The sequence below is a fragment of the Microcella alkaliphila genome, assembly GCF_004216855.1.
Lineage (GTDB): Bacteria > Actinomycetota > Actinomycetes > Actinomycetales > Microbacteriaceae > Microcella > Microcella alkaliphila.
Map to the genome: position 1 here is coordinate 1 of NZ_SGXT01000002.1, position 22,069 is coordinate 22,069.

Genomic DNA, 22,069 nt, shown 5'->3' on the forward strand with positions numbered 1-22,069 from the left:
GACGGTGAGCGTAGGAACTTCCATCCTGGAAGACCTCGACCCCTACCCCGGCAACGACTCGGCCCGGACGTCTACACCGTCAACTGCGAAGAGCCACATTAGACCCAGGCTCATGTCGACTAGGAAGCCAGTCGTGGCGGAGAGGGTGGGGTACGGGGGAGCATCGGAGTTGCGTCGATGAGCTGCCTCGAAGGAGCGCCGGAGGGCGAGGGGCCGCAGGTGGGCGTCACAAGCAGCGCTAGATCCCGACGAAGGAGCTCATCATGAAAGCTGTGGTCTACAAGGGACCGAACGACGTCGCCGTCGAGGAGGTGGCGGACGCCAAGATCGAGCACCCCGCCGATGTGCTGGTGCGGATCACCACGACCAACATCTGCGGCTCGGACCTGCACATGTACGAAGGCCGCACGAGCTTCGAGACGGGGCGCACCTTCGGACACGAGAACCTCGGCGAGGTCGTCGAGACGGGACCGGCGGTGAGCAAGGTGCAGGTGGGCGACCGCGTCGTGCTGCCGTTCAACGTCGCGTGCGGCTTCTGCAAGAACTGCGAGCGCGGCTACACGAACTACTGCCTGACGATGCAGCCAGACCCCCAGCTCGCCGGCGCGGCCTACGGCTTCGCCGACATGGGGCCGTACCAGGGTGGCCAGGCGGAGTACCTGCGCGTGCCCTACGGCGACTTCAACTGCCTGCGACTGGGCGAGGACGCCGTCGAGAAGGAGCTCGACTACGTCATGCTCGCCGACATCTTCCCCACCGGCTGGCACGCCACCGAGCTGGCAGGGGTGTACCCGGGGGATTCCGTGGTGATCTACGGTGCAGGCCCCGTCGGGCTCATGGCGGCGTACTCCGCGATCCTGAAGGGCGCCGGCAAGGTCATGGTCGTCGACCGCCACAGCGACCGCCTGGCGCTCGCCGAGCAGATCGGTGCGATCCCGGTCGACGACTCCGCCGTGGACCCTGTCGCGTTCGTGAAGGACCAGACCATGGGTCTGGGTGCCGACCGGGGCTGCGAGTGCGTGGGCTACCAGGCGCACGATCCGAGCGGCACCGAGCGCCCTGACCAGACCCTGAACCGGCTCGTGGACTCCGTGCGCTTCACCGGCGGGATCGGCGTCGTCGGCGTGTTCGTGCCCGAAGATCCCGGCAGCCCGGACGAGCTCGCGAAGCAGGGCAAGCTTGCCTTCGACTACGGCAAGCACTGGTTCAAGGGGCAGACGATGGGATCGGGGCAGTGCCCGGTGAAGAAGTACAACCGGGCCCTGCGTGACCTCGTCGCCGGCGGGAAGGCCACCCCATCGTTCATCGTCTCGCACGAGCTGAAGCTGGACGACGCCCCCGAGGGCTACAAGAACTTCGACAACCGCGAAGACGGCTGGACGAAGGTCGTCCTCCACCCCGCCGCGAGCTGAACGAACCGGAACGAGGAGCACCCCATGAAGGCGATGGTGTACCGCGGCCCGTACAAGGTGCGGGTGGAGGAGAAGGACATCCCGAGCATCGAGCACCCGAACGACGCGATCGTCCGGGTGACCCGCGCGGCGATCTGCGGGTCCGACCTGCACCTGTACCACGGGATGATGCCCGACACCCGGGTGGGGATGACCTTCGGGCACGAGTTCGTGGGCGTGGTCCACGAGGTCGGCTCCTCGGTGGAGCGGCTCAAGCCCGGGGACCGGGTGATGGTGCCCTTCAACATCTTCTGCGGCTCGTGCTGGTTCTGCGCGCGCGGGCTCTACTCCAACTGCCACAACGTCAACCCGAATGCGACCGCGGTGGGCGGGATCTACGGCTACTCCCACACCTGCGGCGGCTACGACGGAGGGCAGGCCGAGTTCGTGCGGGTCCCGTTCGCCGACGTGGGGCCGGCGCCCATCCCGGACTGGATGGACGAGGAGGACGCGGTGCTGTGCACCGACGCCCTCGCCACCGGCTACTTCGGCGCCCAGCTGGGAGACATCGCCGAGGGCGACACCGTGGTGGTGTTCGGTGCCGGGCCGGTGGGGCTGTTCGCGGCGAAGTCGGCGTGGCTCATGGGCGCGGGCCGGGTGATCGTCGTCGACCAGCTGGACTACCGGCTCGAAAAGGCCCGCCAGTTCGCCCAGGCCGAGACGGTCAACTTCACCGAGCACGACGACATCGTGGTGGCGATGAAGCAGACGACCGACTACCTGGGCGCCGATGTGGTCATCGATGCGGTGGGGGCCGAAGCCGACGGCAGCTTCCTGCAGCACGTCAGCGCCGCGAAGCTGAAGCTCCAGGGAGGGTCGCCGGTCGCGCTGAACTGGGCGATCGACTCGGTGCGCAAGGGCGGGACGGTCTCGGTGATCGGCGCCTACGGACCGCTGTTCAGCGCGGTGAAGTTCGGCGACGCGATGAACAAGGGCCTGACCCTGCGGATGAACCAGTGCCCGGTGAAGCGGCAGTGGCCGCGGCTCTTCGAGCACATCCGCGACGGCTACCTCAAGCCCAGCGACATCGTCACCCACCGGATCCCGCTCGAGCACATCGCCGAGGGCTATCACATGTTCTCCGCCAAGCTCGACGGGTGCATCAAGACGCTCGTGGTGCCCGGCACCTGAGCCCGCGGCAGCCATCAGGAGGAAGCAATGACGCCCATCCCCAAGTCCGACGGCGACGTGTCCCGTCACGCGGCCTACCTCCCCGGCGAGCCGAATCGGCGCGTCGACCGCGAGGCGCTGCGCGCCCGCATCCCCGGCTGGGGCGCGGACGTCGACCCGGCCGACCGGCCGTCCGTGCCGCGGCTGCGCTACGACCCGTCCGCGTCCGGCGCGCACTGGGAGTTCCCGGAGCGCCAGCCGGAGCGGTGGCCGCGCGAGCGGTCCATCGAGCACGCCGGCCTCCCGCCCGTGTTCGGCACCTCCACCCCGCCCCGGGGCCTGTCCGGCGTGCTGCGCCGGCATGCCTACGCCCGCTACAGCGAGGGGCGGGCCGCGCACTGGCTGCTCCTGATCGCCGCCGACCGCATCGACGCCTGGGAGAGCCACCTGGCCTCCTTCGCCACGCTGCGCCCCGACAACCCGATCACCGAGACGGGGGTGCTCGCCGAGTTCGACCGGCATGGGCTCTCGTCCAGGATCGGGCAGCGGCGGGCAGACCGATCCCACCTGTGGCTGGACCCCATCGTGGTCGCCGGTCCCTGGCTGCTGGCCGGCGCCGGGGCCGTGGCCGCCGCGCGAGCGCTGCGGCGACGCCGTGCCCGATGAGCAGCCAATGCGGCTGCGCCCTCACACCGACCGATACCCAACCACTGCGAACGAGGAGCACGACATGACACCTGCACTGCTGCACGCCCCCGCGCCGAGCGCTCGGGCCCCGCACCGCGCCGACGGAACGGCGAGGTCGTGACATGGCCGGTGAGCTGAGCGGCCGGCGCGTCGCGATCCTGGCGACCGACGGCGTCGAGCGAGTGGAGCTCGAGCAGCCACGGCAGGCATTGGACGATGCCGGGGCAGCCACGACCCTCCTGTCGATCAAGACGGGCGAGATCGCGGCGCGCGACAACGATCTGGAGGACGCCGGAACGTTCTCGGTGGACCACCAGGTGGAGGGCGCCACGGTCGATGCGTTCGACGCGCTCCTGCTCCCCGGCGGTACGGTCAACCCCGACAAGCTGCGGATGGATCCCGCAGCCGTCGCCTTCGTGCGCGACTTCGTCGACTCCGGCAAGCCCATCGCGGCGATCTGCCACGGCCCATGGACCCTGGCGGAGGCCGACCGGGTGCGCGGACGCCGGATGACGTCCTGGCCGAGCATCCGGACCGACCTGCGCAACGCCGGAGCGGAGGTCGTGGACGAGGAGGTCGTCACCGACGGCACCTTCACCACGAGCCGGTCGCCCGACGACCTGCCCGCATTCTGCGAGCGCATCGTCCAGGAGTTCGCGAGGCCACCCGCGGCGCGGTGACGTCCTGCCCTCGGACGCGCGTTCAGGCCCGCGTCGTCCCTGGGCGGGGCTCCTCGGCGTCCGGCAGGGCCAGCAGGTCGCGCAGGAGGCCGACGAGCAGCGCCGTGCGCGGCGCGATGGCGTCGACGAGCACATGCTCGTGGGCGGCATGCGCTCCGCCGCCGACGGCACCCAGGCCGTCGAGCGTTGGCACGCCCAGGCTTGCCGTGAAGTTCCCGTCCGAGGCGCCGCCGACGACGATCGCCTCGGGCGGCTCCACGCCGATGCGCTCCGCGACCGCGATCGCGCGCCGCCAGACTGGCTCCGCAGCGCTCGTCTCGAGCGGCGGCCGGTTGATGCCGCCGAGGACGGCGATGCTCGCTCCCGTGACCGACTCGAGCGTGCGGAACGCGCCGTCGACACGCTCCTGCTCGGCGGCGGAGCGCGCCCGCACGTCGACCGAGAACGCCGCGTGCGCCGCGACCGTGTTGGTCGTCGTGCCACCCTGCGCGACCGTGGGGGTCACCGTCGTGCCGAGCGTCGCATCCCCGAACCCCGCCACCGCGACGATCTGGTGCGCCAGCTCCACCGTCGCGTTCAGGCCGCGCTCGGGCTCCAGGCCCGCGTGGGCCGAACGCCCCGTGATCTCGACGCGGTAGAGGGAGACGCCCTTGCGGCCGATCTTGAGCGCCCCGCCGTCGCCGCTCGCCTCGAGCACGAGCACGGCGACACAGCCCGGCGCCTCCTGCTCGATGAGCTTCCGCGACGTGGGGGAGCCGAGCTCCTCGTCGCCGGTCACGAGCAGCGTGACCGCGGCGTCAAAGAGCGGGCCGAGCGCCGCGATGCCGTGGATCGCCGCCACCAGCCCGGTGAGCATGTCGAAGCAGCCGGGACCGCGCAGCACGCCGTCCTCGATCGAGAACGGATGCGCGTCGATCGAGCCGATCGGCCACACGGTGTCGTGGTGGGCGAGCACGAGCACGCGCGGCGCCGCACGGTCAAGGGAGCCGACGCGCCACCGCAGGTGCGTGCAGCCGTCGACCACGAGGCGCTCGGGCTGGGTGCCGAGCCTCGACGCGCCGATCTCGGCGACGAGGTCGGCGGAGCGCGCGATCGCCGCGAGATCCGCGGAGGGCGACTCGCAGCGGATGAGGCGCTCGAGATCGGTGAGCATGTCCGGCAGGCTGCGCTCCGCAGCCGCGAGCACCGGGTGCACCTGGAGGCTGGTCGCCGCGGCGTCGGGCATCAGCGCAGCACTCCGCGCAGGCCCCTGCCGGGGTACGCGTCGAGCACGATGTCGCCGTCGCGCACCACGAACTCGCCGGCGACGAGCACGTGGTCGATGCCCAGGGAGGTGCGGGTCCCATCGAAGTAGGTCGCGCGGTCGGTCACGCGCTCGGGGTCGACCACCGCGATGTCGGCATCCGCGCCGACGCCCAGGTGCCCCTTGCGCTCGAACGCGGGTGCCACGCGATCGAGCACGCGCGACGGCAGGTAGCTGCACCGCCGGAACGCCTCGAGCCACGTCCACAGGCCGCGCTCGCGCACCATCGTGCGCAGCGACCGGGCGTAGGTGCCCGCGGTCCGCGGGTGGGTCATCCCGCCCGGCGGCAGCGGCCACTCGCGCGTGTCGACCGAGCCGTCCGGCCAGGTGACGTGCATCGCATCGGATGCGACGATCGCGTCGGGGAAGGCGAGCGACTGCTCGAGCAGCGCCGTGTCCACGGGGTCGTGCTCGTCCAGGAACTCGACGATGCACGCGGCGCCCGGGTCGGTGGCGCGCACGTGGCGCAGGTGCGCCGCGTCGCGGATGCGTTCGCCCGTCGCGACGAGCACGATGCTGCTCGGCGTGAGGCCCCAGATCGCGAGCCGCTCCGGCGCGAGGAACGCGGCGCCGATGCCCGTGCTGCCCGCGCCGTACGGGTACGACTCGACGGTGATGGCTGCGCCGCCCGCGCGAGCATCCTCGATCGTCTGCAGCACGCGGTCGATGTGACGGCGCGACGTGCTGTTGACGTGGCAGTGGTGCACCTGGCCGCCGAAGTCCATGGCGACGCGCGCAGCCTCGACCGTCCCGTCGACGGGGGTCGTCGGGTCGGCCTCCACGATCTCGCGCACGTGCGTGAAGGTCGGCGCGCCCGCGCGCGCCGCGAGCTCGTTGACGGCGCGGTACTCGGCGGGGTCGGTCCGCGGCGCGTAGCCCTGCAGGATGCCGATGCCGAGCGCGCCGTCGGCGAGCTCGCCCTCGAGCCGCCCGAGCCATGCCCGCAGCTGCGCGGGCGAGGAGTCGCCCTGCCATGCGGGGTCGGCGAGCATCGAGAGCCCGTGCACGAAGTCGGCGTCGGCGGCGCGGCCGGAGAGCACCTCCGCGCGCGCCATGCCCCACGATGCGGAGAAGCCGAAGTTGATCGGCCTGCCCTCCTCGAGCGCTCGGGCGTACGCGATCTCGACGGGCAGGAGGCCCGCCTCGAGCTCGAGCGCGGTCGTCACGCCGTCCATCGCCTGGAGCCGCTGGCCGGCGATGCTGTTGACGTGGCTGTGGAGATCGACGAAGCCGGGGCCGACGACCTTGCCGGTCACGTCGACGACGAGCGCGTCGTCGTGCTGCAGGCCGGGGCCGACGGCGGCGATCCGCCCGTCCTCGATCAGGACGTCCGCGATCCGGTCGGAGCCGGTGCCGGGGTCGACGACGCGGCCGCCGCGGAGGAGCAGCGCGCTCATGCCGCCGCCTCCTCGCGGCGCGGCAGCGCCCGGATGCCGACGTATGCCACGGGCGTGCCGTCGATCGACGTGAACGACACCGGCGCCCACGGCGTGAGCGCATCCGGTCGCGTCACGAAGCGGAAGGGCTCGGAGGTCGGCAGCAGCGGTGTCGGGGTCGGCTCGCCGGCCGGCTGGATGCCCGAGTCGTTGACGATCGTCACCCGGCCGCCGCCGTCCTCGCCGCGCGTCACGGTCAGGGAGGTCGAGGCGTCGGCGTACGTGCCGAGCCAGTGGTCGTCGACGACCGCGTCCGCGCTCGGCCCCGAGGGCCGGACGAGCGGGGTCGGGACAGCGCCGGCGAACTCGGCCGCGAACGCGCCGTAGACCTCTGCGGCCGCGTACGGCGCGACGCCGCCGTTGCAGAAGACGACGAGCACGAGCCCGTCGTCGGGCAGCACCTGGAGCCACGCGTTGTTGCCGATCGTCGTGCCGCCGTGCCAGAACACGCGGTGGCCGTCCCAGTCGTCGAGCATCCAGCCGAGGCCCCAGCGAGGCGCCATCGTGGCTGCCGCCTCGTCGAGCGTCCACTGCGGCTGCGTCATCGCCGCGACGGTCTCCTCGCTCACGAGCCGAGCGCCGTCGCGGGTCGCCCCGCCCCGGAGGAACGCGGCGCCGAACGAGAGGAGGTCGTCGACCGTGCTCGTGATGAGCCCCGCCGGCCCCATCGAGCGCGCGATCATCGCGGTCGCGGCCGGCGCCCACGTCGAGGTGCCGGGCGCGCGCACGTGGCCGTACTGGTGGCGGTGGGCCATCACCTGCTCCGGGAGCGTCAGGAACGACGAGATGCCCAGTGGCTCCGAGATCCGCGCGCGGAGGGACTGGTCCCACGTGCGTCCGTCCAAGACCTCGATGATGCGCCCCGCGAGCACGAAGCCGGAGTTGCAGTACGACCAGCCGGTCGACGGCGCGAACAGCGACTCGGCCGAGGTGAGCGTCGCGACGTACCGCTCGATGCAGTCGTCGCCGCGTCCGGTGTCGGTGAACAGGTCGCCGTCGATGCCGGAGGTGTGGGTCACCAGGTGGCGCACCGTGACGTCGTCGGCGTGCGGGGAGTCCAGCGCGAGCTCGGGCAGCACGTCGACGAGCCTGCTGTCGAGGGAGAGCCTGCCCTCCTCGCACAGCTGCATGATCATGGTGGTCGTCACGACCTTGGTGATGGAGCCGATCTGGCACAGGGTGTCGCGGTCCGACTCGACGCCCGTGCGGACGTTGCTGACGCCGGTCCGAGCGACGAAGCGGCGCTCCGCGCCCGTGCCTGGGTCGATGCTCAGGACACCCGCCACGATGCCCGGAACGTGGTGGCGCCGGCTGATCTCGGCGAGGAGCCCGTCCCAGGGTGCGGGATCGAAGGCGGTCGGGCTGTGGAGGACGGTCATGGGTCTCTACTCCGTTCCTGAAGGACTGCCGCCAGTCTCGCCGCGAGGCGGCGAGGCGGCATCGTCACGCGCGACAATCCCGCGCGACGCGCTTGGTGCGATCGGACACGGGCGCCGCACGCCGCGGGGCCGGCCGGAGCATCGCTCCGACCGGCCCCGTCGCCGCTCGCTACTCCTGCACGAGGATGAACGAGGTCGCCGTGTCCCAGGCTCCGCCGAGCGTCGCCTCGATGCCGCGCGAGTACGTCACTTCGGGTCGCATCGCGAACGGCACGTAGTCGGCCGAGGAGTACATCTCGGACTCGGCCTGCTCCCACGTGGCGCATGCCTCGGCGCCGGTGTACTGCGAGGCCTCCCCGACGAGGGCGTCGAACTCGGGGTTCGAGATCGCCGCGTAGTTGTTGCCCGTCGGCGGCACCGGGCCCGCGACGAACGACGTGAGCACGTTCGGCACCGAGTAGTTCGCCGCGTGCCACACGACGTCGATCTCGGACGCCGCGTTCTCCGCGCGGACCCTCTCGATGAAGACGCCGTACTCCGAGCCGTCCTGCTCCACGCCGACGCCGACGGCCGCCCACTGCTCCGCGATGAGCTCCGCCGTCGCCGAGGTCTCGGGCCAGCGCGTGTTCCACGCGAAGTGGAGCGTGAGCTGCTCCCCGTCGCGCTCGCGGATGCCGTTCGGGCCCATCACCCAGCCGAGGTCGTCGAGCGTCGCGGCAGCAGCCTCCGGGTCGCTCGCCGGCAGGTTCGTCGTCGCCGCGTCGTACTGGCAGATCTGGGGCGGCAGGACCGCGAGTCTCGACGCGCGCTCGCCCTTGTCGGCCGTCTGCACGCGCATGAGGGCGTCGAGGTCGAGCGCTTGCGTCAGTGCGATCCGCACCTGCTCGTCGGCGGTCGGCCGGCCCTCGGCCTGGCTGTAGGCGAAGCCGCCCGTCACGAGCGAGTTGGCGATCAGCGGGTCAGCCGAGGCCGCGACGCGGTCCTCGTCGGGGCCCTGCACCGCGGTGAGGTTGAGCTCGCCTGACAGGAGCAGGTTCGCCCTCGTGCTCGGGTTCTCGATGATGCGCACGACGACGCTCTTCGGCACGCCCGGCGTCGAGCCGTCGACGCCGCCCTCGGGGCCCCACGCGTAGTCGTCCTTGCGCTCGAACGTGTAGTGGTCGCCCTGCACCGCCTGCACCAGCCGGTAGAGCCCCGTGCCGTTCGTCGCGGCGGCGACGCTGTCCGGGTCGTCGAGCGCTCCCTGGCAGTAGATCGGGTGGATGCCGAGCTGCGGCAGCAGGAACGAGTTCGGCGTCTCGGTCGTGAGCGTGACCGTGCGCGCCGCGTCGTCGTGCTCGACGACGGCATCCGCCGGCACCACGAGGCCGACGAAGCTCGAGCCGTTCTCCGGGTCGAGGATCCAGCGGTAGTTGTTCGCGACCGTCTCGGCGGTGAGCGACGAGCCGTCGTCGCACAGCACGTCATCGCGGATCGTGAACTGGAGCGAGGTCGGCGTCTCCTCCCACGACTCGGCGAGCCAGCCCTGCGCCTCGCCGTCGGCGTCGAAGTAGACCGGCGCCTCGTAAGCCCATGGGTAGACGTAGCTGAGCGTCGCGCTCGAGTTGATGTGGCGCAGCAGGTTGCCGGGGTCCTCGTTGATGGCGACGGTGAGTGTCCCGTCGATCACGGGTTCGCCCGCGCCCTGGGACGGGCCGGAGCCGCCGCCCCCGCACGCCGTCAGGACGAGCGCGGCTGCCGTGCAGGCGGCGGCGCCGAGCAGCTTCTTCTTGTTCTTCACGAGAGGTCCTCCAGGAGTTCGAGGTGCGGAGAGTCGGGTGACCGTGTGCTCGCACTCTCTCGCCCGCCCGGATCCGGAACATCGTCCGAAAGCACGAAAGCCGACGACCGGGCTTGGGAGAACCGACAGGCGCGACGGCGCTCGGCGCCGACCGGTCCCCGGTCAGCGCACGCGCCGACCCCGCTGGAACACGGCGACGGGCCGCTCGCGCCGGGTGACGACGTCGTCCGGCGCTCCGTCGAACACGACGACATCCGCGGGTGCTCCCTCGCCGAGCCGCCCGAGCTCTGGCATGCCGAGCGCCGCCGCTCCGCCCGCCGTCGCGGCGTGGAGCGCGTCGATCGGGTCGAGCCCGAGAGCGTGCAGCGCGAGGATCTCGTCCGCCAGCGCGTCCGGCGGGAAGCCCTGGATGGCATCCGTGCCGGCGGCCACCCGGGTGCCGCTCGCGACCGCGTGCCGGATGACGTCCCGATGCGCGTCGACGCGAGCCTGCCAGATCTCGGCCGGCGGCGGCCATGCGGCGCCGCTCCCGCCATCCGCGCGACGCGCGAGCGCGAGCGAGCGCTGGAAGATCCACACCGTCGGCACGAGCACGATCCCGGCGCGCGCCATCCGATCGAGCTGCGCGGGAGTGGCGCCGTTGCCGTGCTCGATCGTGTCGACGCCCACGTCGATCGCGATGTCGATCGCCTCGGGGACCGATGCGTGGCACGCGACCCGGCGACCGAGCCGATGCGCTTCGTTGACCGCGGCGCGCGCCTCTTGGGGCGTGACCTCGAGGTCGGCCGCGTTGAGCGTGAGCTTGATGAGCCCGGCGCCGCGCTCGACCTGCGCGCGCACCGCGGCCCGGAACCCCTGCGGCCCGCTGGCCTCCATCGCGAGGCTCGGGAGCCCGCGCCACTGCTCCGCCGCCTCTGTCCCGTGGCCGCCGACCGCGCAGACGATCTGGTTGGCCGCATGGCGCCCCGGTCCGCCGGACGCGTCGAGGGCGACGCCGTCGAGCGAGCCGACGTCGCGGATCGTCGTGACCCCCGCGCGCTGCATCCGTCGCAGGTTGTGCTCGGCCCGGGCGCGGACGCCCTCGAGCGTCCGCGGCATCGGTGCCGTGCCCGCCCAGGAGATGTGCGTGTGCGCGTCGATGAGGCCCGGCATCGTGAAGCCCGTCACCTCGAGCACCAGCGCGCCCGCGGCCGGTCGGAGCGCCGGGCCGATCTCCGCGACGAGGCCCTCGCGCAGCCGGATGTCCGCGCGAGCGAGGGTCCCGTCGATGAGCGCGTGCCCGCCCAGCAGGTAGGTGTCGGTCATCGATGCCCCTGGTCGGTCGCCCTCACCGGGCGCGCAGCTCTGCGACCGCGGCGGCGGCGATCTCGCCGATCGCGTGGTCGAAGTGCGGCACGACGGCATCGGCGGCCGGGAGTCGCAGGAAGACCGACACCGCGCAGCGACCGCCGTCGGGGTGCTCGACGACGCCCACCTCGTTGCGCACCGTCAGCAGGGTGCCCGTCTTGCCGCTCACCCGCACGCTGTCGTCGGGGAATCCCGCGCGCAGCCGGTTCGACCACACCTGGAGCCCGAGGATGCGTCGCGCCTCGGCGCAGGCGGAGGGGTCGATGCCGCGGTCGGTCCACAGTCGGGCGAGCAGCTGCGAGGCCTCGCGGGGCGTGGTGCGGTTGGTGCGCCGCGGATCGAGCGCACGCAGGCCGCGCAGCGCGTCCTCGTCGATCGCGGACAGGTCGAGCGCGGCGTCCGGCGCGACGGCGAGGTCCTCGGTGATGGAGGCGAACAGCGCGGCGCAATCGCCCTCGAGCACGGTGCTGCCAAGGCCGAGCGCTCGCATCGTCGCATTGACGCGCTCGAGCCCGACCGCATCCATCACGACGTCGGTCGCCCGGTTGTCGGAGACCGACATCATCGACAGGCACAGGTCGCGGAACGACAGCGAGACGGGATCCGCGAACACCGCGATCCCCGTCGGGCCGAGGACGGCGAAGTCGTCGGGCGCGAGGTCGAAGCGCCGGGTGGGATCGATGTCGCCCGCGGCGATCTGTCGGCAGGCCTCGACGAGGACGGGCAGCTTGAACACGCTCGCCGCGACGACCGGCTCGTCGGCGCGCACGCCGACGTCGGCGTCGCCGTCGAGCGCCATCCCGTGCACGAACGCCGTCAGTCCCCACCGCTCCTCGAGCGCGTCGACGGTCTGCTGCAGTCCCATGTGCGCCAGCATCCGCGCCGCGCGGCAGGCGCCGCATCATCCGTGGCGACAACGGTCGCGCCCGCGGTTCGTGGCCGCGCACAGTGCGCGGCGCCCCGTGATGCGGCCTTGTCGCTTCGGACAAGCGGGGGCCCCGCGGGTGATCCTCCTGCATGATGCTGCGCCGCCGGAGAACCGCGAGCCTGTCACCAGAACCAGACGAAAGGGGGCAGCGCGATGGATCCGTCCGCCGGTTCGACCCTCGCCACGCCGGCGATCGCCGCGCGCACGCTCGCCAACGACGCCTGCGCCGAGGCGCGCGTCGAGATGGACGACGCCCACGACCCCGCCGCCGCGCAGCGCGCCGCGGAGGTGCTCAGCTCGGTGTGGGGCCGCAAGGGCACCGAGATGATCGACCCGGCGATGCTCGTCGCCATCGCGCACGCGGGCAACCTCGTGACGGTCGCGACCGAGGACGGCAAGCCCGTCGGTGCGGCCGCAGGCTTCTGCGGCCCGCCGGGGACGCACTTCCACTCGCACATCGTCGGCCTCGTCGAGACCGCGACCGGTCGCGGCCTCGGCCGGGCGATGAAGCTGTACCAGCGCGCTTGGTGCCTCGAGCGCGGGATCGACACGATGACGTGGACCTACGACCCGCTCGTGGCGCGCAACGCCTACTTCAACATCCGCAGGCTCGGGGCTCGCGCCGACTCGTACTACCTCGACTTCTACGGCGCGATGACCGACGTCATCAACGCGGGGCAGCGATCCGACCGCATGCTCATCCGCTGGGACCTCATCCCGACTCCTCCCGCCGCCGCCACCCCGTGCCCGTGGCTGGGCGACGCGCACATCGCGGTCGCCGACCTGCCCGACGCGCCCCCGAGCTACGTGCCGCCCGGCGCCGACGCGCACGTCGCGCTCGTCGCGGTGCCGCGCGACATCGAGGCGCTGCGCCGCAGCGACCCGGAGCTCGCGCGTCGGTGGCGGACCGTCACGCGGGCCGCCCTCGGCGGCCTGCTGGACGCGGGATGGGCCGTCACCGACTTCACCCGCTCCTGCCAGTACGTGCTCCACCGCGAAAGGACGCCATGAGACTCCGCAGTCTGCGCTTGCATCACCTCGAGATGCCGCTCGTCGCCCCGTTCACCACGTCGTTCATGACGCAGACCCACAAGCGCTGCTTCCTCGTCGAGGCGCAGCTCGAGACCGACGCCGGCGCGGTCGTGACGGGATGGGGCGAGAACGTCGCGCTCGACCGCCCGTACTACTCGCCCGAGTACCTCGACGGCGCGGCCGAGGTCGTCTCGCGCTGGCTCGCCCCCCGCTTGTTCGCGGCCGAGGACCTCACGGCCGAGACCGTCGCGCATCACCTGGCCAAGGTCGTCGGCAACCCGATGGCCAAGGCCTCGGTCGAGATGGCGATCCTCGACGCGCAGCTGCGCGAGCAGGGCCGCTCCTTCGCCTCCTACCTCGGCGCCGTGCACCGCACCGTGCCGTCGGGGGTGTCGGTCGGCATCCAGGACTCGGTCGACGCCACCGTCGCCGCGGTCGGCGGCTACGTCGAGCAGGGCTACGCGCGCATCAAGCTCAAGATCCAGCCGGGGGCGGATGTGGCGCACGTCGCCGCCGTGCGCCGCTCGTTCGGCGACGACCTCCTCTTCCAGGTCGACGCGAACGCGGCATACACGCTCGTCGACGCGCCGCACCTGCGCCGCCTCGACGAGTACGGCCTGCTCCTGATCGAGCAGCCGCTCGGCGAGGCGGACATCCGCCAGCACTCGGAGCTCGCGAAGCTCATGACGACGCCCATCTGCCTCGACGAGTCGATCGACTCGAGCGAAGCGGCCGCCGACGCGATCTCGCTCGGCGCCGCCGCCGTCATCAACGTCAAGCCCGGCCGCGTCGGCGGCTACCTCGAGGCCCGGCGCATCCACGACCTCGCGCGTGCCCACGGCATCGCCGTCTGGTGCGGGGGCATGCTCGAGACGGGGATCGGGCGAGCGGCGAACGCCGCGCTCGCGGCGCTGCCCGGCTTCACGCTCCCCGGTGACATCTCGGGCTCCGACCGCTTCTTCGCGGAGGACATCGTGACCGAGCCGCTGCGGATGCACGACGGCGTCGTCGACGTGCCGAGCGGGCCGGGCTTCGGCGTCGAGATCGATGAGGATCGCCTCGAGCGCTTCCGCACGGACCTGGTCGAGGTGGCGCGATGACGCGCACGCCGACGCTCGACGACCTCGCCGCGATCGCGGAACCGTCGAGCCCCGTCCTCACGCCCGACGGCACGCGCGTCGTCTACGCGCTGACGCGCCGCGATGCCTCCGGTGCACCGCGATCGGAGCTGCGCTCGCTGTCGATCGACGACCGCGCCGAGACGTCGCTCACGAGCGGGGCCATCGACACCGCCCCCGCCGTCGCGCCCGACGGCGAGACCGTCGCGTTCGTGCGCGAGCACGAGGGAACGCCCTCGATCCACCGCATCCCCCTCGCCGGTGGCGACGCGGTGCCGCTCACGCGCGGCCTGCGCGTCGTCGGCGGCCCGAGCTTCTCGCCCGACGGCGCGCACCTCGCCTTCACCGCGCTCGTCGACGACCTCGAGGCGACGCCGCCTGCGCCGCTCGTCGTCACCGGGGATCCCGGCCACCGGGTGGACGGCATGGGCTGGATCGGCACCGCGCGCACGCACGTGTTCGTCGTGCCGGTCGCGGGCGGCCCGAGCGAGCGCCTGACGACCGAGGGCCAGTGCGGCAGCCCCGCATGGTCGCCCGACGGCGCCACGATCGCCTTCGCGCAGAGCGGGGTCGAGGTCGACGGGACACGCTTCGCGCGGCGCGTCGGGCTCGTCGACCTCACCCGGCCGCGCGAGTCCGTGCGCTTCCCGTTCACGGCGACCGGAGTGGGCGGACCGCTCACGTGGACGACCGACGGCGCGTCCGTCATCGCGATCGGCGACCTCGAGGTGGGGGTCGGGCTCAACCGGCTCGTCCGCCTCGACGCCGCGGACGGGGCGGCGACGGTCATCGCCGGCGACCTCGACCGCAACGTCATGGGCGGGGGACCGGGCTACCCCGGCGGCAGCCCCGCCTTCGGCTCCGACGGCCGCCTGTACTGCTGCGTGCGCGAGGGCGGGCAGACGGTCGTCCTCTCGCTCGACCTCGCGACGGGCGACGTGCGGCAGCACCCCGCCGGCGACGACGCGGTGGTGGGTGGCCTCTCGATCGCGGGCGCGCGAGCCGTCGTGCGCGTCTCGGACGCCTCTGCGCCGGGCGAGCTCGCCCTGCTCGACCTCGAGCAGGGCTCCCACGAGCGCCTCACCGACCACCTCGGCACCTCGCTCCCCGGCGTGGCGTTCCTGACGCCGAGCGCGGTGCGGTTCGCGATCTCCGACGGCACCGAGGTGCACGGCTGGCTGCTCCGCGCGCCGGGGGTCGACGGCCCCGCGCCGACGCTGCTCGACATCCACGGCGGGCCGCACAACGCGTGGACGGGCACGGCCGACACCGTCCACCTGTACCACCAGCTGCTCGCGGCGCAGGGCTGGAACGTGCTCACCCTCAACCCCCGTGGCTCCGACGGCTACGGCGAGGCCTTCTACACCGCAGCCGTCGGCGGGTGGGGCGAGGTCGACGAGCCGGACTTCCTCGAGCCGCTCGACCGCCTCGTGGCGGACGGCGTCGCGGACCCCGATCGCCTCGCCGTGACCGGCTACAGCTACGGCGGCTTCATGACGTGCTGGCTCACGAGCCGGACCGATCGGTTCCGCGCCGCGGTGCCCGGCGGGCTCGTGTGCGATCACCGCACCGTCAACGCGTCGAGCGACATGGGCGGAGTCCTGCACGACCTTGAGGTCGGCGGCGCCGAGAACGCGGTGCGACTCTCGCCCTCGACGTACGTCGACGCCGTCACGACGCCATCGCTCATCCTGCACGGTCAGGACGACCAGCGGTGCCCGCTCGGCCAAGCGGAGCTCTGGTACGCGCGGCTGCGCGAGCGCGGCGTCGAGACCGAGCTCGTCGTGTACCCCGGCGGCTCCCACCTGTTCATCCTGAACGGGCCGCTCGCGCACCGTCGCGACTACAACCAGCGAGTGGTCGACTGGGTGGTCGCGCACACCGGCTGACCGGTGGAGGGAACGGAGGGTGCGACCGCCGCGGCGGTCGCACCCTCCTTCGGTCGCTCTGCGCGAGCTTCGGCTCAGAGGGTCGGCACGGCAGCGATGAGCTCTCGCGTGTAGTCCTCGCGCGGCTGCTCCAGCACCTGGAGCGTGTCGCCGACCTCGATCAGGTTGCCGCGCCGCATGACCGCCACCCGATCGCACACGACCCTCACGACGGCGAGGTTGTGGCTGATGAAGAGCACCGAGAACCCCAGCTCGCGCTGCAGGTCGCGCAGCAGGTTGAGCACCGAGCCCTGCACCGAGACGTCGAGCGCCGAGGTGATCTCGTCGGCGAGCACGACGGTCGGCCGAGCCGCGATGGCGCGCGCGATCGCGACCCGCTGGCGCTGCCCGCCCGAGAGCTGCGTCGGCATCCGCGCCGCCGTGCCCGCCGGCAGCGCGACCGCGTGCAGCAGCTCATCGATCTCGGTGCGGCGCACGCGCGCGCTCGCCGACGCGTCGCCCTCGCGCCTGGCCGCCTGCACGAGCGCCTCGTCGAGCGACTGGCCGATCGTGCGGCGCGGGTTGAAGCACGATTGCGGGTCCTGGAAGATCATCTGCACCCGGCGCCGCTCGCGCACCGCCGCGCCCCGGGCGTGCGAGATCGTCGTGCCGCCGAGCAGGATCCGTCCCGACGCGGGCTCCTCGAGCCCCACGGCAGCGCGAGCGAGCGTCGACTTGCCGGATCCCGACTCGCCGACCAGGCCGAGCATCTCCCCGGGCCGCACCTCGAGGTCCACGGCGTTGGCGGCCGTGAAGGTCGACGCGCCGTGGCCGAACGTGATCGAGACCGACTCGAAGGTCAAGGGCATGCTCATGAGATCTCCTCCGCCACCCGGTCGGGATCCCCGAACGCCTCGACGAGGCCGGGGTCGTCTGCGGCGCGGAGGACCTCGACGCCCGCCGTGGGCGAGCCTTCCGAGAAGTCCGCGTCGTCGGGGATCGACGCCATCGGCTGGTCCCGCGGCGTCGTCATCGTCGGCACCGTCGCGAGCAGCGCGCGCGTGTAGGGGTGCGTCGCCCGGCCCTCCCTGAGGTCGGCCGTGCTGACGTCCTCCACGAGCCGGCCGCGGTACATCACGAGCACGCGCGTGCAGAGCGACGTGATGACCGCGATGTCGTGCGAGACGAGGACGATGGCCGTGCCGTGCTCTTCGTTGACGCGCCGCAGCTGGGCGAGGATCTCGGCCTGCACGGTCACGTCGAGCGCGGTCGTCGGCTCGTCGGCGAGGATGAGCGCGGGGGAGCCCATGAGGCCCGCGGCGATCATCGCGCGCTGCCGCATGCCGCCCGAGTACTCGTGCGGGTACTGGCTGTAGCGCCGCTCGGCATCCGGGATGCGCACCGCCTCGAGGCGCTCGATCGCCGCCGTTCTGGCTTGCGCGCGCGACATCCCGAGGTGCAGGAGCCCGGGCTCCGCGACCTGGGAGCCGACGGTGAGCGCGGGGTTGAGGGAGGACATCGGGTCCTGGAAGATCATCGCGAGCCGCTGCCCGAGGCGGTGGTCGAGCGACGACGCGCGCGCGCCGGTGCCGAGCGTGAGCGGTGCGCCGTCGAAGTGCGCCGCGTCGGCCTCGACGTGCAGCGGCGCGTCGAGCAGGCCGGCGACCGCCATGAGGGTCACGCTCTTGCCCGAGCCCGACTCGCCCACGACGCCGACGATCTCGCCGCGGCCGACATCGAACGAGACGCCCTTCACGAGCGGCAGCCACTGCTCGTCGGCGCCGGGGGCCGAGACGCGCAGGTCTCGCACGGAGAGCACCGCGTCGTCGTCGACCGGACGGGCGTCGGCGGGCGCCGCCGACGTCGGGCGCAGCCGGCGCAGCCTCCGCGTGATCCGCCCCCGCGAGGCCGGCGTGAGCGCCTGCCCGAGCACCTCGCCGAGGAGCACGAAGGTGAGCCCCGCGAGGATGATCGCGGCACCCGGCACGAGCGCGGCCGCGGGGGTGACGAAGATGCGCGTCATGCCCTCGTTGAGCATCCGTCCCCAGTCGTACTCGGGGACCTGGATGCCGAGGCCGAGGAACGACAGCCCCGCGAACGCGAGCAGCGCGTTGCCCGCGGTGATCGCCGCGTTGACGAGCAGCGGGTCGCGCACGTTGGGCAGCACGTGGCGGAAGACCGAGCGCCACTCCGGCACGCCCAGCACGCGCGCGGCCGAGACGAAGTCGCGCCCCCAGACCGAGGCGGCGAGGTTGTGCGTGAGGCGACCGTAGCTCGGCACCATCGCGATCGCGATCGCGAGAGTCGCGGCAGTGCCGCTCTGGCCGAGGATGACCGAGAAGGCGATCGCCAGCAGCAGGCTCGGGAAGGCGACCCCGATGTTGATGGCCGCGACGATCCACCGGCCGATCCGCCCGCCGACGATGAGGGGCAGGAGACCGACGAGCACGCCGCCCACGACGCCGGCCACCGTGGCCGTGAGCGCCATCACGACCGAGAGCCGGGTCGCGACGAGCGTGCGCAGCAGGATGTCGCGGCCGCTGCCGTCGGTGCCGAACACGTGCTCGGCGCTCGGTCCACGCGAGAGCTGGTCGGTGTCGGTCGCGGCGGCGGCGGCTCCCCAGATGATGGGCGCGAAGACCGCGAGGAACAGCAGCGCGAGGCACGCCACCACGGCGAGGATGCCGATGGGTGAGCTGAAGACGGTGAGCAGGCGGTGCGTCGTTCTCGTCATGACTTGTCCAATGCCGTGCGCGGGTCGAGCAGGATCAGGAGGATGTCGACCACGAGGTTGATGAGCAGGACCGCGGCGCCGTAGAAGATGATGATCGCCTGCACGAGCGGGTAGTCCTTGCCCTGGATGGACCTCACGATCGTGCTGCCGAGTCCCGGCCAGGCGAAGATGTTCTCGACCAGCACCGTGCCCGCGATCATGCCGCCGAGGAGCAGCCCGGAGATCGTCAGGGTCGACGTCAGCAGGTTGGGGAGCACGTGGCGCCCGTAGAGGCGCGCGGGCGTCATGCGCTTCGCGCGCGCCGTGCGCACATAGTCCTGCTCGAGCACCGTGAGCGTCTCGGCCCGGACGATCCTGGTGAGCGCGGCCGTCGGGCCGATCGCGAGTGCCACGACCGGCAGCACGTAGGACGAGACGTCCGACCGCCCGGCGACCGGCAGCCACTGGACGTTCACCGCGAACAGGTAGACGAGCACGATGCCGGCGAGGAACTCCGGGATGACCGCCAGGATCGCCGACACGGTCGTGAAGCCCGCCTCGGTGCCCGGCCGCCGCTGGCCCCGAGTGAGGGCTCCGAAGGCGAGGCCGACGGGGATCGCGATGACGAGGACGATCGTGACCGACAGGAGCGCGAGCTCGAGCGTCGCGGGCGCGCGCGTCAGGATCACATCGATGACGGGGGTGCGCGACGTGAAGGAGTCGCCCAGGTCACCGGTGAAGAGCCCCACCCAGAAGCGGAGGTACTGCACGATGAGCGGCTGGTCGAGCCCGAGCTCTGCCCGCCGCGCCTCGACGACCTCCGGCGGGGCCATCTCGCCCGCCGACGCGCGCGCGGGGTCCCCGGGGATGAGCTGCACGAGCAGGAAGGCGAGCGTGACCAGCAGGAACAGCGACACGAGGAAGTACAGGGCCCGGCGTGCGAGGTAGCGCACCCAGGGGTTGCTGCGCCGCTGCTGGGCGGCCAGCGCCAGCACGGTGGTGGTCGTGGAGGCCAACGCGCACCTCGCCTCTCGGAATGGGACGGTGTGTACGACAGCCTGACGGGCGCTCCGGGCGTCGGCATCGTCTGATCGACCAGGCCGGCCGCGACGCGGTTGTGCGGTTGATCAATCCGCACGCCCCGCCGTCAGGAGCGTCGGACGAGCTCCGGGACGATGCGCAGCTGCAGCTGCGCGGCGAAGCGCACGTCGGGGTCCGTGAGGTCCATGTCGCCCACCTCGGCGAGCCGGCGCAGGCGGTAGCGGAACGTGTTCGGGTGGATGTGCAGGCGCTCGGCGGCCGTCGACACGTCGCCCATGCTGTCGAGCCAGACGCGCAGCGTCTCGACGAACTCGCTGTCGTTCGCGCGATCGTGCTCGAGGAGCCGCGCGACGGGGCCGGTCGCCCACTCGCCGCCCGCGGCGAAGCGATCCCGCAGCTCGAGCAGCAGCGAGTCCACGTGCACGTCGCTGAAGAGCGCGACGCGCGCCGCCGACGGCTGCTGCTGCTGCAGCACGCGCAGCGCCCGCTCCGCGCCGTCGCGCGAGACGACGAGGCCCCGAGGGCCGCTCGTGATGCGGCCGATGCCGATCGCGAGGCCCGCGCTCCGCCCGACGCGGGCGAGGAAGTCGTTCGCGAGCCGAGCCGCATGCGCCTCGCCCTGCTCGCGCGAGCGCACCGGCAGCAGGCCGTAGATCGTCCCGCCGAGCAGCGCTGCGCACGCCTTCGGATGCACAGCGGCCAGGTGGACGGTGATCGCGTCAGCGATGTGCTGCCGTCGCGCTTGCCGCCCGCTCGCCTCGTCGAGGTTGTCGTCGTCGCCGCCGACGATGCCGGCCGCGAAGACCGCGACGTGCTCATCCGCGATCCCGAGGCGCTCGAGCGCGTAGGCCGCGCCATCGCGGCCCTCGAGCGCCGTGCTCAAGAGGTCCGCGCGCATGCGGCGCGTGACGTCCGCGCCGGCTCGGATGCGCAGCATGTGGAGCGCGACGACCTTCGCCGCGTGGAGGAGCGCGGTCGTCCGCTCCTCGCTCAAGCGGCCGGGCACCGCGGCCCAGATCGAGCCGAGGATCTCGTCGCCCGCGCGCACGGCGACCGCCGCGCGCGTCTTGAGCTCGTGTCCGTCCGCGGTCAGGCTGATGTACGCGGGGCCCTCCGATGAGTAGAGCGTCTTGAAGAAGCCGGCCTCGGTGAGCAGCCGCGAGTACTTCTCCGGCACCTGGCGCTCGAGGATCGTCTCGATCCGAGAGGCGTCCGCCTCGCCCTGGCGGCTCGAGAAGGCGAGCACGCGGGAGTTGCGGTCCTCGATCGTGATCGGGGCGTCGAGCAGCGCCGAGATGGCGTTCGCGAGCGCGAACAGGTCGCCGCTCGGGAGGCCGCCGATCGTGACGTCCGCAGAGGACTCGTCGGGCTCGGTCAGCAGCGCGCTCACCATCGTGCTCAGCTGCGTCCAGGAGGCGCCCCGGGTCATCCCGAGGAGCGCGACGCCTTGCTCGCGCGCGACGGCTGCGGTGGCGCCGTCGACGAGGACGGGCTCGCGGAGCACGATCGCGCTCGCGCCCTGCGCGCCCGCGAGCCCGAGCACGGTCCGCAGCTCGGGCCCGTCCGTGAGGCCGACCCCGAGCACGACGGCGCCGTTCGGCACGGCTTGCGAGTCGAGCGGGTCGTACACGACCGCGCTCCCGATGCGGCGCGACAGGTCGGGCAGCGGGACGAGCGGCGAGAGGAACGTCGAGCCGAGGTCGTCGAGCATCCGCTCGATCGTGGGGCGAGGCCTGGCCTCGGCGGGTGGCGTCGAGTGCCGGGGCGGCCCGACCGGGGTGCGGTGATCGTCGAGTTCGGACGGCGAGCGCAGCATCCTTCATGGTAGCAACGCGGATGCCCCTTCCACCGCTCGCCTCGCGGGCTCTTCACGTGCTCGAAACACGATCGTCTCGTGCACGGGCGCTGCGGCTCGACCGTTCGCCCGCGGCGTGCGTCGCGGACGCCGGCCGCGGTGGTCGTGGCGCACCGAATAGGGGCTCATCGCAATTGAGGGTGTAGCAGTGGCCTGAAGCCGCCGGCTTCGAGCAGGGATCTCGCGATGTAGTTGGCCAGGTTGCGGAAGCCCAGGGCGGAGCCGCGGAGATGCTCGAGGCGGCCATTGATCGCCTCCGTCGGCCCGTTGCTGGTGCCGGGCCGGTCGAAGTACGCGAGCACGTCGGCGGCGCGCTGCTTCAGCGTCCGCCCGAGCGTGAT

General features: G+C 72.6%; 18 protein-coding genes. 7 read left to right on the forward strand and 11 right to left on the reverse strand.

Going from position 1 to position 22,069, the window contains the following annotated elements:
• The first annotated feature begins 263 nt into the window (after nucleotides 1-263).
• The 4 genes from EV140_RS00290 (at nucleotide 264) to EV140_RS00305 (ending at nucleotide 3,928) form a co-directional block, all read left to right on the forward strand.
• A complete protein-coding gene (locus EV140_RS00290) occupies nucleotides 264-1,412 on the forward strand; it encodes a glutathione-independent formaldehyde dehydrogenase (RefSeq protein ID WP_130279936.1) in 1,149 nt (382 codons plus the stop codon).
• A gap of 24 nt (nucleotides 1,413-1,436) precedes the next feature.
• On the forward strand, nucleotides 1,437-2,582 hold the full coding sequence (locus EV140_RS00295) for a zinc-dependent alcohol dehydrogenase (RefSeq protein ID WP_130279938.1): 1,146 nt from the start codon (nucleotides 1,437-1,439) through the stop codon (nucleotides 2,580-2,582).
• Nucleotides 2,583-2,639: 57 nt separating this feature from the next.
• Complete coding sequence (locus tag EV140_RS00300) at nucleotides 2,640-3,227, forward strand: hypothetical protein (protein ID WP_130279940.1); 588 nt, start codon at nucleotides 2,640-2,642, stop codon at nucleotides 3,225-3,227.
• 143 nt (nucleotides 3,228-3,370) lie between these two features.
• Entirely contained in the window at nucleotides 3,371-3,928 is a 558-nt protein-coding gene (locus EV140_RS00305; protein ID WP_130279942.1) for a type 1 glutamine amidotransferase domain-containing protein, read from the forward strand.
• Nucleotides 3,929-3,950: 22 nt separating this feature from the next.
• Here the strand turns inward: EV140_RS00305 and EV140_RS00310 are convergent, their stop codons facing one another.
• The 6 genes from EV140_RS00310 to EV140_RS00335 form a co-directional block, all read right to left on the reverse strand.
• Nucleotides 3,951-5,153 (reverse strand): M20/M25/M40 family metallo-hydrolase, encoded by a 1,203-nt coding sequence (locus EV140_RS00310; RefSeq protein WP_130279944.1) that lies wholly within the window; start codon nucleotides 5,151-5,153, stop codon nucleotides 3,951-3,953.
• Nucleotides 5,153-6,628 (reverse strand): amidohydrolase family protein, encoded by a 1,476-nt coding sequence (locus EV140_RS00315; RefSeq protein WP_130279946.1) that lies wholly within the window; start codon nucleotides 6,626-6,628, stop codon nucleotides 5,153-5,155. Before EV140_RS00315 ends, EV140_RS00310 begins: the two co-directional genes overlap by 1 nt.
• The gene (locus tag EV140_RS00320; RefSeq protein WP_130279948.1) at nucleotides 6,625-8,046 is read right to left on the reverse strand and encodes a serine hydrolase domain-containing protein; all 1,422 of its coding nucleotides are present in this window, start codon (nucleotides 8,044-8,046) and stop codon (nucleotides 6,625-6,627) included. The genes EV140_RS00315 and EV140_RS00320 overlap by 4 nt, the downstream gene beginning before the upstream one ends.
• A gap of 169 nt (nucleotides 8,047-8,215) precedes the next feature.
• The gene (locus EV140_RS00325) at nucleotides 8,216-9,826 is read right to left on the reverse strand and encodes an ABC transporter substrate-binding protein (RefSeq protein ID WP_157985564.1); all 1,611 of its coding nucleotides are present in this window, start codon (nucleotides 9,824-9,826) and stop codon (nucleotides 8,216-8,218) included.
• A gap of 162 nt (nucleotides 9,827-9,988) precedes the next feature.
• Nucleotides 9,989-11,131, reverse strand: coding sequence for an amidohydrolase family protein (locus EV140_RS00330; protein ID WP_157985565.1), 1,143 nt, complete (start codon nucleotides 11,129-11,131; stop codon nucleotides 9,989-9,991).
• 22 nt (nucleotides 11,132-11,153) lie between these two features.
• Nucleotides 11,154-12,038, reverse strand: a complete 885-nt coding sequence (locus EV140_RS00335) for a serine hydrolase (protein WP_157985566.1) — start codon at nucleotides 12,036-12,038, stop codon at nucleotides 11,154-11,156.
• A 216-nt stretch (nucleotides 12,039-12,254) separates the two neighbouring features.
• Here EV140_RS00335 and EV140_RS00340 point away from each other — a divergent pair, with 216 nt between their 5' ends.
• The 3 genes from EV140_RS00340 to EV140_RS00350 are packed head-to-tail and all read left to right on the forward strand — an operon-like array spanning nucleotide 12,255 to nucleotide 16,140.
• Nucleotides 12,255-13,112: a GNAT family N-acetyltransferase gene (locus EV140_RS00340; RefSeq protein WP_130279956.1), complete on the forward strand. Its 858-nt coding sequence runs from the start codon at nucleotides 12,255-12,257 to the stop codon at nucleotides 13,110-13,112.
• Entirely contained in the window at nucleotides 13,109-14,233 is a 1,125-nt protein-coding gene (menC, locus tag EV140_RS00345; protein ID WP_130279958.1) for an o-succinylbenzoate synthase, read from the forward strand. Before EV140_RS00340 ends, menC begins: the two co-directional genes overlap by 4 nt.
• Complete coding sequence (locus EV140_RS00350; RefSeq protein WP_130279960.1) at nucleotides 14,230-16,140, forward strand: S9 family peptidase; 1,911 nt, start codon at nucleotides 14,230-14,232, stop codon at nucleotides 16,138-16,140. Before menC ends, EV140_RS00350 begins: the two co-directional genes overlap by 4 nt.
• 74 nt (nucleotides 16,141-16,214) lie before the next feature.
• Here EV140_RS00350 and EV140_RS00355 read toward each other — a convergent pair whose 3' ends face one another.
• From EV140_RS00355 to EV140_RS00375, 5 genes are all read right to left on the reverse strand, one after another.
• Nucleotides 16,215-16,994 (reverse strand): ABC transporter ATP-binding protein, encoded by a 780-nt coding sequence (locus tag EV140_RS00355; protein WP_130279962.1) that lies wholly within the window; start codon nucleotides 16,992-16,994, stop codon nucleotides 16,215-16,217.
• Nucleotides 16,991-18,853, reverse strand: coding sequence for a dipeptide/oligopeptide/nickel ABC transporter permease/ATP-binding protein (locus tag EV140_RS00360; RefSeq protein ID WP_130279964.1), 1,863 nt, complete (start codon nucleotides 18,851-18,853; stop codon nucleotides 16,991-16,993). Before EV140_RS00360 ends, EV140_RS00355 begins: the two co-directional genes overlap by 4 nt.
• Complete coding sequence (locus EV140_RS00365; RefSeq protein WP_198674305.1) at nucleotides 18,850-19,848, reverse strand: ABC transporter permease; 999 nt, start codon at nucleotides 19,846-19,848, stop codon at nucleotides 18,850-18,852. The genes EV140_RS00360 and EV140_RS00365 overlap by 4 nt, the downstream gene beginning before the upstream one ends.
• Before the next feature lie 131 nt (nucleotides 19,849-19,979).
• On the reverse strand, nucleotides 19,980-21,689 hold the full coding sequence (locus tag EV140_RS00370; RefSeq protein ID WP_130279966.1) for a PucR family transcriptional regulator: 1,710 nt from the start codon (nucleotides 21,687-21,689) through the stop codon (nucleotides 19,980-19,982).
• A 164-nt stretch (nucleotides 21,690-21,853) separates the two neighbouring features.
• The coding region (locus EV140_RS00375) for a transposase (RefSeq protein WP_198674306.1) at nucleotides 21,854-22,069 on the reverse strand (216 nt) is incomplete at its 5' end.